The organism is Enterobacter sp. 01-M-03-SI-ECC (genome assembly GCF_047530215.1).
Taxonomy (GTDB): Bacteria; Pseudomonadota; Gammaproteobacteria; order Enterobacterales; family Enterobacteriaceae; genus Enterobacter; species Enterobacter chengduensis.
Genome location: NZ_JBLKDA010000005.1, coordinates 200,558 through 215,410 on the forward strand (window position 1 = coordinate 200,558; position 14,853 = coordinate 215,410).

A 14,853-nucleotide genomic window follows, 5' to 3' on the forward strand; every position below is an offset into this window, starting at 1 on the left:
CAAACAGGGCCATCTCGTTCAATTTACATACAAAATCATGATTTATGTGAAAAAGGGGTTGCATCACAAACCTATCCGAGTATAGTGCGCATCCACGGACGCGGGGTGGAGCAGCCTGGTAGCTCGTCGGGCTCATAACCCGAAGGTCGTCGGTTCAAATCCGGCCCCCGCAACCAACACTTCTAAAAACAATAAACACCCTTAAGGGTGTTTTTTTGTATCTGCAGTTTGTGAAACTGCCGGGCGTTTACCCGGCTGAAAGATTTACCCGCGTCGCGCCAGCGTCGCCCCGTCAGAGAAATACGCCCGTATCCCCGCCAGAATCGACTCCGCCACTTCCTGCTGGAATTTAGCGGTCTTCAGCTTGCGCTCCTCTTCCACGTTACTGATAAACGCGGTTTCAACCAGGATGGACGGGATATCCGGTGCCTTCAGCACCGCAAACCCGGCCTGTTCAACGCTGTTTTTATGCAGCTTATTGATGTTGCCCAGCTTGCCCAGCACCGCTTTACCAAACTTCAGGCTGTCGTTGATGGTCAGCGACTGCACCATATCAAACATGGTGTGATCGACGTAGCGGTCGCCGCTTTTGCTTACGCCACCAATCAGGTCCGAAGCGTTCTGGGTGTCCGCAAGGTATCGCGCGGCGGTACTGGTCGCGCCTTTGGTTGAGAGCGCAAATACCGACGAGCCGCTTGGCTGGCGGCTGGTAAACGCATCCGCGTGGATCGAGACGAAGAGATCGGCACGCTGCTTCTGCGCTTTCGCCACCCGGACCTTCAGCGGGATGAAGACATCTTCATTGCGCGTCATATAGGCGCGCATATTGCCCTCTTTATCAATCAACGCCTTCAGGCGACGGGCAATTTGCAGGACTACGTCTTTTTCACGCGTGCGGTATTTCCCCACCGCGCCGGAGTCTTCGCCGCCGTGGCCGGGATCGAGCATGATCACAATCGGGCGATCGCGCCCTGCTTTCCCCGGCTGCGGGCCGCTTTGCGCAGGCGGCACCTGACGCTGGAGATCGCCCTTGTTGTAGTCCTCCAGCAGCGCGAGCAGCGGATCCTGAATATCCGTTGCATTGGCCGGATAGAGATCCATCACCAGACGCTCTTTAAACGTCGCAACGGGTGCGAGGGCAAACAGCTGCGGCTTCACGTTCTGCTTAAGCTCAAACACCATGCGCACGGTTTGCGGATCGAACTGCCCGACGCGCGCCGATTTAATAAACGGATCGTCACCGCGGATCTGCGCCGCCATTCCCTTCAGCACGGAGTTGAGGTTAACGCCTTCGAGATCCACCACCACGCGTTCCGGGTTGCTGAGGGCAAATTGCTTATATTTCAGCACGCGATTGGATTCTACCGTCACGCGCGTATAGGTCGACGACGGCCAGACGCGCACCGCCACGACCTGGCTGGTGGCGGCAAGACCGACCTGACTGACGCTAAGCAACCACATTGCCCCGGCCCCTTTTAACAAACGGCGGCGGCTTATTGCTGAATTGGATCCCGACATGCTTCTCCCGAGCAAGAACACTGACTGATATACGAATTGTCCAGATTGACCGAAAACTTTAACGAATGACGCATAAACTGTCATCTATAAAAGGGTAAACAATCATACGCTAACGTACGGATTACTTACCAATTTCTGTGGGTCGCGGAAAATTTGCGCTTGCACACGCGGCCACAATCGAATAAAAATACAGAAATTACGAATAAACATTCATTAAGGGTTGTGCCATGGTGAAGGAACGTAGAACCGAACTGGTCCAGGGATTCCGCCATTCTGTTCCCTATATCAACGCCCATCGGGGAAAAACGTTTGTCATCATGCTTGGTGGCGAAGCCATTGAGCATGAGAATTTTTCCAGCATCGTCAATGACATTGGCCTGCTGCACAGCCTCGGAATCCGCCTGGTGGTGGTTTATGGCGCGCGTCCGCAGATCGACGCCAACCTGGCCGCACACCACCACGAGCCGATTTACCACAAGCATACCCGCGTGACCGATGCGAAAACCCTGGAGCTGGTAAAACAGGCGGCGGGTCTGCTGCAGCTGGATATTACCGCTCGTCTCTCCATGAGCCTGAACAATACGCCGCTACAGGGCGCGCATATCAACGTTGTGAGCGGCAACTTTATCATTGCCCAGCCGCTGGGCGTGGACGACGGCGTGGATTACTGCCACAGCGGCCGCATTCGTCGTATTGATGAAGAAGCTATTCACCGCCAGCTGGACAGCGGCGCCATCGTGCTGATGGGCCCGGTTGCCGTTTCCGTCACCGGCGAAAGCTTTAACCTGACGTCCGAAGAGATTGCCACGCAGCTGGCGATCAAGCTGAAGGCGGAAAAAATGATTGGCTTCTGCTCCTCTCAGGGCGTCGTGGACGGTGAGGGAACCATCGTACCGGAACTGTTCCCGAATGAAGCCCAGTCCCGCGTGGAGGCGCTGGAAGCCGAAGGCGATTACCACTCCGGTACCGTGCGTTTTCTGCGTGGCGCGGTGAAGGCCTGCCGCAGCGGCGTGCGTCGTAGCCACCTGATCAGCTATCAGGAAGATGGCGCCCTGCTGCAGGAGCTGTTCTCCCGCGACGGTATCGGTACGCAGATTGTGATGGAGAGCGCGGAGCAGATCCGCCGCGCCACCATCAACGACATCGGCGGCATTCTGGAGCTGATCCGCCCGCTGGAGCAGCAGGGCATCCTGGTACGTCGCTCGCGCGAACAGCTGGAGATGGAGATCGACAAATTCACCATTATTCAGCGCGATAACCTGACCATCGCCTGCGCCGCGCTCTATCCGTTCCCGGAAGAGAAGATCGGTGAAATGGCCTGCGTGGCGGTGCATCCTGATTACCGCAGCTCTTCCCGCGGCGAAATGCTGCTGGAGCGCGTAGCGGCACAGGCGCGCCAGATGGGGCTGAGCAAGCTGTTCGTCCTCACGACGCGCAGCATTCACTGGTTCCAGGAGCGCGGTTTCACGCCGGTGGATATCGATTCTCTGCCGGAAACGAAGAAAGAGATGTACAACTATCAGCGTCGTTCAAAAGTGCTGATGGCGGACCTGGGATGATACGAGGCCCTCACCGTCCGACGAGGGCTTTCATTCAGAGGGACTCAAATATTGCGCCCAGCCCGCTTCGGCGTTCCGTTCGGGTGGCAATCGCCTGCACCAGCACCCGTTCATCGGCATACAGCGACAGGCGCTGACGCGCGCGCGTAATGGCGGTATAAATCAGCTCGCGGGTAATGACGGGTGAAAGCTGCGTGGGCAGGACCAGCGCCGCGTGGTTAAACTCGGAGCCCTGGGATTTATGGACCGTCATCGCCCAGGCGGTTTCATGCTCGGGCAAACGGCTTGGCTGGAAAGACTTCACGCTCCCGTCCGGCATCTGGAACCAGACGCGCAGCCCCTGGCCGCAGTCGAGCGCAATCCCGATATCCCCGTTAAACAGCCCCAGCGCGCTGTCGTTGCGGGAAATCATTACCGGTCGCCCCTCATACCAGCGCGAGTGTGGGTTACGGGTTATCTTACGTTTTTGCGCCAGCAGCTGTTCCAGCCTGTCGTTCAGCCCCCGGACGCCAAAAGGCCCTTCCCTCAGCGCACAGAGCAGCTGATATTCGCCAAATGCGGCAATGACCTGCTCCGGCATAGCGTGCTGCTGTACGCCCGTCAGAAAGTGCTGGTACCCCTGCAGGGCATCATCCAGCATCGCCTGATACGCATCCCCGCTTTGCAGCGATTTTTTTTCAATATCGGTGTAGGTGCCGTCAAATACCGCCGCGGTTGTGCGCCGATCACCCCGATTCACGGCCGCCGCAAGCTGGCCAATGCCGGAGTCGCTGCCGAAACGGTAGCTTTTTTGCAGCAGACACAGGCTGTCGCGCAGCGCCCCGGCAAGCGAATGGTTTTCAGACGAGAGCGAACATCCGGTGAGTCGGGCAAGCTCCTGCGCGCGTTCAGCGGTATATCCCAGGCTGGCATACGTGCAGATGTCACCCAGCACGGCCCCCGCCTCTACGGAGGCAAGCTGGTCGCGATCGCCGAGGAAAATGACGCGCGCGTGCGGCGGGAGCGCATCGATCAACCGCGACATCATCGTCAGGTCAATCATCGACGCTTCATCCACCACCAGCACGTCAAGGTGTAAGGGATTACCGGCATGATAGCGCAAACGCTGGCTACCCGGCTGCGCGCCCAGTAATCGGTGTAGCGTGCTGGCTTCATTGGGGAAGAGCGCGAGCTGCTCTCCGGTGAGCGGCAGCTTTTGCAGCGCGCCGCCGAGTGATTCCGTCAGACGTGCCGCTGCTTTACCGGTGGGAGCCGCCAGGCGAATACGGCACTTTTGCTCCCCCGTTAGCTGAATCAGCGCCGCAAGCAGCTTTGCCACGGTGGTCGTTTTTCCGGTGCCCGGGCCGCCCGATATCACCGATATCCGCCGCGTTAACGCTACGGCAGCCGCCACTTTCTGCCAGTCCGTCGCCTCGTCAGAGGTAAACAGCGCATCCAGCGTTTGCCGAAGCTGCGCTTCATCGCAGGGAAGCGGGGCGTTGTTCTCGCTGAAGAAGCGCGCTACCGTCAGTTCGTTACGCCACAGCCGGTTAAGATACAAACGCTCGCCGACCAGGATCATCGGCGTCCCGGTATCGGCTCCGCTCACGGCAGGCGAGCTGAGTAATGTCGCGTGCCAGTCCACCACGTCACCCAGCAGCGCGAAACATTCCTGTAAAGCCGGAGGCGTTTTCTCATCCACCGCCAGACGCGACAGCGGCAGACACACGTGCCCCTCCCCCGCGTCTTTGCTCAGAATAGCGGCGGCAAGCATAACGGCAGGCTCCTCGCCTGCCACCATCATGGCAAACTGCACGTCCAGGTGGCGCAGTAATCGTTGTTCAACCGCCTCCAGCAGTAGCGCCTGCATCGTCATGCCACTTCCTCCGTGCCTGCAGCAAACAGGTTATCCATTTTTTCAATCAATTCCGCAGCCGGACGGGTGCTAAAGACGCCAGAACGCGGGTCGTTGGCGTCCACGCCGCGCAGGAACAGGTAAATAACGCCGCCAAAGTGGTCTTCGTAGCGGTAATTGGCCATGCGGTGACGCAGGTAACGGTGCAGCGCCAGGGTATAGAGCTGATACTGCAAATCGTAGCGATGCATTTGCATCGCCGAGGCCATCGCCTGCTGGGTATAGGCTGTGCTGTCTTCACCCAGCCAGTTCGATTTGTAATCGAGCAGGTAGTAGCGCCCTTCGTGGCGGAACACCAGGTCGATAAAACCCTTGAGCATCCCCTGCACCTGGCGGAAGTTCAGCGGCGGGCACCCGGCGGATAACGGATCGTACTCGCGGACCAGCGCGTCAAGCGCCTCGGCCCTGAGCGGGCTGGCGATGGGAAGATAAAATTCCATCTCCACCTGCTTATCTTTGGCGGTCAACTGGCTAAGCGAGATCCCCTGCGTCGTGAGCGGCGCGTGCAGTACCGCGCGGATCCAGCCGGTGAGGACCGGCTGCCATTGCGCATCGTAGCCACCGCTCTGTAACATCTTCAGCACCCACTCTTCGGAAACCGGCTGGGTAAAATCCAGCTCTTCAAACAGGCTGTGCAAAAACGTGCCCGGCGAGGCGCCGCGCGGAAACTGGTGCGGCGTCAGCACCGGCTCAGCGGGCGCGCTACCGGCACCTGCGGCATCCACGTCCAGCTTTGGCATCAGATCCTGCGCAATACTCTGCCCGTGCTGCTGCAAACCGGAATAGCTGGTGACGCGCCAGTCGTCGGCAATGGAACGCACAACCTGGCGGGCATGGAGCGCTGAATCGCGCAGCTCCGGCATCTGCCAGCGGCTGTTGTCGGGCTGCGACGGAATATGCAGGGCAATATGCTCCGTGCAAAGCGATTCGATACACTGGCGCAGGCCCGCCGCATCTTTGGGTTCACCCTGCTGAATAAGCCGTCCCAGCGCGCTCAGATGAAAATCGCTCTCACCGCTCTTTTCGCCACGGCGACGGAACAGCGGCGCAACGCCCAGGCTACAGTGCCAGACCGAGCGGGTCAGCGCCACGTAGAGCAGGCGTAAATCTTCCGCCAGACGTTCGGCCTCAGCCAGCTCAACGCTGGACTCCGCGTTGCTGAGATCGAGCACCGCCTCGAACGACTCGCGATCGTGGTAAAAAGCCTGATCCTGCACGCGGTAATTGGCGATAAACGGCAGCCAGACCAGCGGGTATTCCAGGCCTTTCGACTTGTGGATGGTGACGATCTGCACCAGATGCTTATCGCTTTCAAGGCGCATCTGCTGGCTGGACGAATTGCTGTTCGGATCGGCAATCTGCTGCGCCAGCCAGCGCACCAGGGCGTGTTCGCTCTCCAGTTGAGTTCCCGCTTCCTGCAAGAGTTCGCTGATGTGCAAAATATCGGTTAGCCGCCGCTCGCCGCCTGACGTTGCCAGCATATTCTCCGCTATATGCCGCTGTGCCATGAGCTCGCGCACCATCGCCATCACGCCGCGCTTCTGCCATTTTTCGCGGTAGCGAACAAATTCGTCTACCACGGCATCCCACGCGGCTTCGTCATGGTTGAGCGCATCAATATCCCGCGCGTTCAGCCCAAGCATCGCGCTCGCCAGGGCGCTGCGCAGCGTGCTTTCCCGCTCGGGAGCCAGCACGGCCTGCAGCAGCCATAGCATCTCCTGCGCTTCCAGCGTTTCAAATACGCTGTCGCGGTTTGAGAGGTAGACGGAAGGGATATTCAGTAACGTCAGGGCGTCGCGAATGAGCGCGGCCTCCTGACGGCTGCGCACCAGCACCGTAATATCCGATGCCTTTACCGGGGCAGGTTTATCCCCCTTCCACAGCAGCGCATCGCCACGCGCGCCCGCGCTGAGCCAGTCACGGATTTGCGCGGCACAGTGCTGGGCCATGGCATTTTGATAGTCAGCAACGCCGCAGCCTTCACCGTCCAGCAGCCAGACGTTCATGGCAGGCTGCGTCACGCCGTTAAACTCGAAGCGCAACGAGGCATTTTTCGGGGCAAATTTCACCGGCTGGAACGGGATCTCGCGAAACATAAACGCCGTATCCATGCGGCTAAACAGCGCGTTGACGCTTTCAACCATGCCGGGAGACGAGCGCCAGTTGGTGTCGAGCGTGTAGTGCGCGTCAACCTCGCTGCGGGCTTTCATATAAGTAAAAATATCGGCGCCGCGGAAGGCGTAAATGGCCTGTTTCGGGTCGCCGATGAGCAGCAGCGCGGTGTCGGGCTGCTGGCGCCAGATGCGGCGGAAAATGCGGTACTGCTGAGGATCGGTATCCTGAAATTCGTCAATCATCGCCACCGGGAAACGGGTGCGAATCGCAGCGGCAAGCGCTTCACCGTTTTCACTGCACAGCGCGGCGTCGAGGCGGCTCAGCATATCGTCAAAGCCCAGCTCACCCCGGCGGCGTTTCTCACGCGCGACGGCTTCGCGAATTTCCGTCATGGCGCGGGTAATCACCAGATCGTTGAGCGTGAGGGGTTCCGCCAGCAGGGCTTCAATCGCCACAAACAGCGGATGCTCAGGCACAATGCCGTCGGCTTTGGTTCGCTCAACCAGGAAACGCCGGGAGAATTTCTCCAGCGCGTCCGGGAGCTGATAGCCTCGCGTCTCTTCCTGCGCCCAGGCGCTGATCTTGTCGATCCATTTCCCCTGATTGCCACGGTTGAACTTGCGTCGGTCAATCCCGGAATTTTCGATGATGGCGTCAATCTCGCCGACTGATGCCAACCATTTTTGCTTGATCTCGGCAATCTGCGCGATGATTTTTTCATGCCGTGAGGCCAGCGTTTCATCTGCCGGCGGCGGGGATTTGATGACCGGCGCTTCCCCCTGCAGATAGCGATCGATAGCGCGCAGCAGCGCCTCCGGGCCCTTCCACAACGCATGCACCGCTTCGGCGATATCGCGCGGTAACGGGTAGCAGTGGCGACGCCAGAAATCCGCGCAGGCCTGATAGCGAAGCACGGATTCATCTTCTATAAGCTGCTGTTCAAACAGCATGCCGGATTCAAACGCATTCAGGCTCAGCATGCGCTGGCAAAAACCGTGGATGGTAAAAACGGACGCTTCGTCCATCTGCCTTTCAGCGAGCAGCAGCCACTGGGCTGCCTGTTGCTTATCGGCAATTTCTTCAAGAAGGCTGGCGTAAAGGGGGTTATCCGTGCTCTGACGCAGGCAGGCGATGCGCAGTTCGTGGATATTGCTACGAATACGGCCCCGCAGCTCAGCGGTAGCAGCCTCGGTGAAGGTCACCACCAGCAGCTCTTCCACGCTCAAAGGACGTGGAAAAGCGGCGCTGCCGCCAAGCCCTAACAGCAGGCGCAGATAGAGGGCGGCAATGGTGAAGGTTTTTCCCGTTCCCGCTGAGGCTTCAATCAATCGTTCACCCTGCAGAGGTAAACGTAAGGGATCAAGTGACTCAGCGGTATCGGTCATTCTTTCTTACTCCAGGGCATAGATTGCTGCAGCGCGCTGACGCTCTTCCAGACTTTCCAGCCTTTCGGGTTCACGTACTCCGTTTTCCCGTTCTGGCTACCGGAAACCTGAGACAGAACGGTAATACCCTGCGGCTTAATAACCGCCTGATGGAAGAAGTCGGCAACCTTCTGCGGCGTCAGCTGTTTTATCTCGGCCACTACTTTATCACGCGAATCAAATTTCAGATTACCGCGATCGAAATCTTTGCTCAGCTGCGAGGCCTCTTCACCCAGCGTCTGCGGCGGCTGCATCACCTGCGCAATGACGGCCTGCTGGATCTGAGCGAACTCTTCCGGCTTCATGGCGCGCAGTTTAGCTTCCACCTGCGGGAAGAAGGCCTGGTAACGCTGCCAGAGATACGCCGGTTGTTTATCGCTGCTTTGCAGCAGGAAGCCCAGCCCCCACTGACGACCGACGTTCATAGAAAAGGCAAACACCGCGTAGCCGAGCTGCTCCTCCGTGCGTAACTGGTTATAGAACCACGGCTGAATAATCTGTCCCAGCACGGCACTCTGCGCTGAGCTGGCAAATTCATCGTAGCCCGTTGGCACAAATACCGCGGCCAGCGCGGAATCCGTGCTGTTACCTGCCTTTTCAAAAATCACATTCTGTTTTTTCTCAACCAGCACGTCCTGGTTGCGGCACCACTCGTCGCCTTTTGACCCGAGCTGAGTGCGCACGTTCTCCGCCAGAGTTTTGGCCTGCTGCTCGCTCATGTTGCCGACAATCAGGAACTCCGGACGCGTGTTGGTTTTCAGCGCGTCGCGGTACGCCAGCACGTCTTTTAAGGAGATGGAAGGCAGAAGCGCGCGGCGATCTTCTCGCTGGAAATAAGGCACCTGCGACAGCATTTGCGCGGGCATCAGCGCCAGATCGTAAGCTTTACCTTTCTCCGCAGAATCCATCATCTGCGCATACCACGATTTGGCCTGCTCAAGCTGCTCCTGGGTTGGCGTGTAGCTAAAATAGCCCTCCAGCAGGGCCTGGAACAGCTGAGGCAAACGCTGGGTATAGCCGTTTGCATTGAGCATCAAGCCGTTGTTGGCGTTGGTGGAGAAGCTGATCCCACCCACGGCCGCCTGGTTGCTGAGCTGATCGAGCGCGATACCGGCGAGATAGTCATTGAGCGCGAACATCACCTGATTTTTGGCGCTGTTCATCGCTTTCGGGTTACGCAGCACCACGCTGACATCGGCCTTTGGCTCACTGGCGAAATAGCGGCTTGGGGTATACACCACGCGCAGCGTCGGCTCATCAATGATGAGTTCGGGGTGCGGGTAATCTTTCGTCGTTTTGATCAGCGAGAAGTCATCCGGAATATAGGGGTTCAGCTCCGGCAGCTTTAATGCAATCTCCCCGGCCTTCTTCTGCCAGTCCGCGAAGGTCTGCGCGCTGATTTTATCCACCTGATAAGGGGCATCGACAAAATAGGCCGTCTTGTTGTGCGGTTCGTCCGGGCTGATGTACCAGATGCGGGCATTCTCAGGCGTCATCATCGCAAGGCGGGCCTTGACCGCCCCGGCATCATACTGGTCGGCAATATTGACCGCGTCGAGGGTGTGCTCCACCGGCACGCGGATCATGGTATCCGCCAGCCACTCCACGTAATCCATGTCGCGGGTGATGGACGGGTAGCGGAAATCGAGATCCAGCACGTGGGCGAGTTCGTCAAAATAATGCTTGTCGACGCCTTTCTCGCGCAGTAAGGAGAGGTAGCTAAAGATAGCCGCCACCACTTCATCACGGTTTGCCAGCCCTTTATCGGTCAGCGTGGCGGAGATCGCCAGCACGCCGCTATTGCCGTTCACAACCGGATCGGAGTCGGCGCGAATACCTTCCACCAGCCCCTGCTTTTGCAGCCAGTCAGACAGCGTACCCGGGCTACGGTTACCTATCAGGTAGGTCACCAGCTCATCGGTTTTACTGCGGAACTGTGCCGTATTGTTATCGATGCGGAATTCCACGCGCAGCACTTTGCGCGGCATGGCAGGGACGTAGTGGATGACGATGCCTTTTTGCGCATCCGTGACCACTGGAACGGTGATTTCCGGCAGGTCGATATTTTTATTCGGCACCCGGCCAAACGTTTTGGCCGCCATATCTGCCAGCTCTGGCAAGGGTTTATTGCTGTAGATGACCGCTTTCATCAGGTTGGCGGAGTAGTATTTATCGCGAAACGCGTGCAGGGCATCGAGCACCGGGCTGTCCGGCTTGTCGCTCAGGGTTTCCAGGTTACCGCCGGAGAAGCGCGAACCGGGGTGCGCGGGGTTGATGGTTTCGGCGCTGACCTGCGCCATACGCATACCGTCTCGCGTGCGGGCCATGGTCAGCTCGGCATTCACCGCATTGCGTTCACGATCGGCGTATTTTTTATCAAGCAGCGGCGCGGCGATAGCATCGGCAAGGCGATCGACAGCCCCTTCAAGCGCATCATTTTCGACTTCGAGATAAAAGGCCGTGCGGTACGGTGCCGTGCTGGCATTGTGGCTGCCGCCATGCATCTTCAGAAATTCGGACAGGCTATCTGGCTGTGGGTATTTTTTGGACCCCATCAGCGTCATATGTTCCAGATAGTGTGCAAGCCCAGGATGCGCGTCAGGATCTTCCAGCGATCCAACCGGCACCACTAATGCCGACAGGGATTTCACCGCCTGTGGATCGGAAACCAGCAGCACGGTCATGCCGTTATCAAGACGAATAGCCTGATATTGGCGGGTATCTTTTTCGCTTTTACGAATCGTTTCCTGGACGGGTTGCCAACCGGAGTCTGCCTGAGTGACAGGTACCCAGAGGGCGAAAAACAACACAAACGCTTTAAACAAGGTGCTACCTCTTTATCACGGCTACATCATTAACACACTGCGTGCTGGACACGCCAACATCTCTTTATTGGGTACATCAGTCCGTGATAAGAGGTGCATCATAAATGAACACCTCTGACTGCGCAATTTTTATACAGCGCTCAGGACTGATTAAATCTAAACAACGGCAGCAGGTAGCGCTGCGCCTCTTCCGTGATAGCCTCGACGTACTCTGGCTCAAGCGTTCGCCATAAGCGCTGATACCAGACATCTTCACCTTCGCCACGCACCATCATGTTTCCTTCATAAGCCTGCATAAATTTACTGCGCGCTTTCTGCAGTGAAGACTCATCCGTTAACATCGCATCATTCTGCGCGTCATAACAGGCTTTTATCCAGGCACCGCCACTTTCCGGCAGTAACAGAAGCGGTTTGTTCATTCCCTGGCGGTAGCCCTCAATATACAAAGATAGATACCGTAACGCCTGTTCAGACTCCATCGGCGGGAAGCGCCACTCGCCCTCTTTGCGTACGAAGATCCGGCTTTCACCTTGATGACCCAACGCACTGTAGACAAGATGTTCCAGCCAGAGTTGCAATCCCTGGGAAACGCTAAGCATAGCGGGCCGCCAGCGCAGCAGCCCGTCCGGCTGAACCTGGGTTAACCAGCCTGTGAGCTCTACCCCGTTGCAGTTGAGATCGATTTCAATACTTTTGCCTGGCTGTCGGCACGCTCGTACGCGCTCTGCCAGCTCGGTCATCTCCTGACACTGCGCCTCCCAGACGATCTCCCCAAACGCGCCATAGGGCAGTTGACCTGCGGCACGGTAGCGGCGGTAAAGCTTGTCGGCATCTTCCTCTTCAACCAGCGCGTTCAGCAGCTGCAGGTTTAACTGGTAGCGCTCCAGCCCTTCCAGCGTAAAGGGCTCTGCATCAGGAATTTCACTCTCTTCAGAACGGAAGTTGACCTGCAGTCGCTGCTGGAAGAAGGCGCGCACCGGATGCGCCCAAAACCGCTGAAGCTGTTCAAAGGTCAGGGTGCCGACAGGAAGCGGGTCAAGTTCCTGAATGAAATCGGTATGTGCACTCCCCTCATTTTTCGCCGCGGGTAGCCACTCCTGAGCATAGCTCTGGCGCTCGCTGGCAACGTAATTCACAGGGTCAAACGGCATGCGGCTGTGGAAACAGGTGATATGGGCTTTCACCCTCTGCTCGCTTTCATCACAGTTGCGATCTTCATCCCCCGGCAGATAGTGACTCTGGCCGATATAGTCCACCAGCTCCTGCACCAGAACGGAGGGGAAACGCTCGCTGTTGTCCTGAATGGAACGACCGATATAGCTGATATAGAGCTTGCTCTGGGCGGAAATCAGCGCCTCAAGGAAGAGGTAGCGGTCATCATCACGGCGGCTACGGTCGCCCCGTTTTGGATTCGCGCTCATCAAATCGAACCCCAGCGGTGCCAGCGCGCGGGGATACACGCCGTCGTTCATGCCGAGCAGGCAGACCACTTTAAACGGGATAGAACGCATGGGCATCAGAGTGCAGATATTGATGGGACCCGCCAGGAAACGCTGGCTGATTCGCTCCTGGTCAAGCCGCTGCGTCAACTCATCCCTCAACAGCGACAACGGGATGGCTTCCTGATAGTGGGAATTCACGCCTTCGTCGATGATAGCCTGCCACTGTGTTTCAATGAGCGCCATTGCCGCTTCGGTGTCGCTGTCCGGCAGGAAGAAATCATTGAGCAACGCCCTGCATACCGGAAGCCACGCTTCAAGCGGACGCGGCTGGAGCAGCTCGTGTCGCCAGCGGTTAAGCTGCATCAGCAGCGACGCTAAATGCCCCACCAGTTCAGCAATCAACCCGCTGGACTCATCGTAAGGCAGCACCTCGTTCCACTCGCCCTGGCTGCTCTCCATGGCGTAGCCCAGCAGCATACGCGTCAGGCCAAATCGCCACGTGTGCTGCCCGGTTGGAGGAAGTTCAAACTCCTGCACGTTATCGTCATCGATCCCCCAGCGGACCCCGGACTCATTCACCCACTGGCGAAGGTAGCGCAGCCCCTCTTCATTGATGTTGAAGCGTGCGGCCAGCACGGGAACATCCAGTAAAGCCAGCACATCTTCGGAGATGAACCGGCTATCCGACAGTGACAGCAGAGTGATAAACGCCTGCAATACCGGATGCGACTGGCGGGCACGACGGTCAGAGATAGCGTAAGGCAGGTATCGCTCCCCCGTCGCGCTGCCAAAGACGGCCTGAATAAAGGGGCTGTAGCTGTCGATATCCGCCACCATCACCACGATATCGCGCGGCGTCAGGTCGGGGTCCTCCTGCAGCATCGCCAGCAGCTGGTCGTGAAGCACTTCGACCTCGCGCTGCGGGCTGTGGCAGACGTGGAACGTGACGCTGCGATCGTCGGGATCCAGTTTTCGCTTATTGTCGCTGCGCTCGAACTCGTTCGCCGTCACGCCCATCACGACGCGGTTTTCCAGGTCCAGAATGTCTAACTGAATATTATGCAACAGGCTGTCCGGGGCGATCTCCACAAAGGCATCCACGTCACCTTCACCTGAGGAAGTGATGTCTGAAAGCATGTGAATGTAGTCACGTCCGAGCTTACCCCATGAGGCAAGCAGCGGATTGGGCAGGTTCTGGATACCCTCTTCATCGAAAAGCTGACCGGCAGTCGAAACGTCTTTAAACAGAGGAACAGATCGCTCTTCAAAAAGGCGCTTTCTCTGGCGGCTTACCAGCCGGGCGAGCCAGCGTTCGTCGAGGATATCTCCCCAATACTGTCGGCAGGGGTTGGTAAACAAAATATGGATATCAATATGCTTACCGAGCGCATGCAACGCCTTCAGATAGACAGGGGGTAATGCGGATATGCCGCAGATAAAGACGCGTGACGGCAGCCGTGCCGGGCGCTCCGACGCATTTTCAAGTATCGAGATAAACCGGTCGTAAAGATTGGCGCGGTGCCACTTAGGCTGGCCCAGTTTCTCCGTATGATCCACCAGCGCTTTCCACAGCGGTGCCTGCCATATTTGCGCCTCCGGCAGCCCGTCAACCAGCTCACCCGCTTCCCAACGGATTAACCAGTCAGAACGGTATACCAGGTATTGGTCATAAAGATCGGCGGTGCGCGACGCCAGCTGAAACAGCTTGCGCTTATCGGTGTCATCATTGAGGTAGTGGCGCAGCATGGCAAATTCATCGCGCTGCAGCATTTCGGGCAGTAGGGCCATCAGCTTCCAGCTCATGGCCTGCTTGTTGAATGCGCTCTGCTCCGGAATATCCGGCAACACGCGCACGAACATGTCCCAGATAAAGCTCGCGGGCAGCGGGAAGTCGATGTTCGCGGCTATGCCAAACTTGCGGGAAAGCGACATTTGCAGCCACTGTGCCATACCGGTGCTCTGCACCAGCACCATTTCGGGCTCAAAAGGATCGTCAAGCCGCTCGCGCTCAACGATAAATTTCATCAGCGCTTCCAGCACATCCAGACGATTTGAGTGGTAGACCCTTAACATAGA

General features: G+C 57.8%; 6 protein-coding genes and 1 tRNA gene. 2 read left to right on the forward strand and 5 right to left on the reverse strand.

Features of this window, described 5'->3' with window-relative positions; all coding sequences use genetic code 11:
- Positions 1–99: 99 nt before the first annotated feature.
- Positions 100–176 (forward strand) — tRNA-Met (locus ACMWKK_RS07455).
- 88 nt (positions 177–264) lie between these two features.
- On the opposite strand, the gene amiC is transcribed toward ACMWKK_RS07455, so the two are convergent.
- A complete protein-coding gene (gene amiC, locus ACMWKK_RS07460; protein ID WP_021242006.1) occupies positions 265–1,518 on the reverse strand; it encodes an N-acetylmuramoyl-L-alanine amidase AmiC in 1,254 nt (417 codons plus the stop codon).
- A gap of 227 nt (positions 1,519–1,745) precedes the next feature.
- Here amiC and argA point away from each other — a divergent pair, with 227 nt between their 5' ends.
- Positions 1,746–3,077, forward strand: coding sequence for an amino-acid N-acetyltransferase (gene argA, locus ACMWKK_RS07465; RefSeq protein ID WP_045329136.1), 1,332 nt, complete (start codon positions 1,746–1,748; stop codon positions 3,075–3,077).
- 34 nt (positions 3,078–3,111) lie between these two features.
- Here argA and recD read toward each other — a convergent pair whose 3' ends face one another.
- From recD to recC, 4 genes are all read right to left on the reverse strand, one after another.
- Positions 3,112–4,932, reverse strand: coding sequence for an exodeoxyribonuclease V subunit alpha (recD, locus tag ACMWKK_RS07470; protein WP_112780984.1), 1,821 nt, complete (start codon positions 4,930–4,932; stop codon positions 3,112–3,114).
- Complete coding sequence (recB, locus tag ACMWKK_RS07475) at positions 4,929–8,471, reverse strand: exodeoxyribonuclease V subunit beta (protein ID WP_112780985.1); 3,543 nt, start codon at positions 8,469–8,471, stop codon at positions 4,929–4,931. The genes recD and recB overlap by 4 nt, the downstream gene beginning before the upstream one ends.
- Positions 8,468–11,335 (reverse strand): pitrilysin, encoded by a 2,868-nt coding sequence (gene ptrA / locus ACMWKK_RS07480; protein ID WP_112780986.1) that lies wholly within the window; start codon positions 11,333–11,335, stop codon positions 8,468–8,470. The genes recB and ptrA overlap by 4 nt, the downstream gene beginning before the upstream one ends.
- A gap of 140 nt (positions 11,336–11,475) precedes the next feature.
- A complete protein-coding gene (gene recC / locus ACMWKK_RS07485) occupies positions 11,476–14,850 on the reverse strand; it encodes an exodeoxyribonuclease V subunit gamma (protein ID WP_112780987.1) in 3,375 nt (1,124 codons plus the stop codon).
- Between the last annotated feature and the right edge of the window lie 3 nt (positions 14,851–14,853).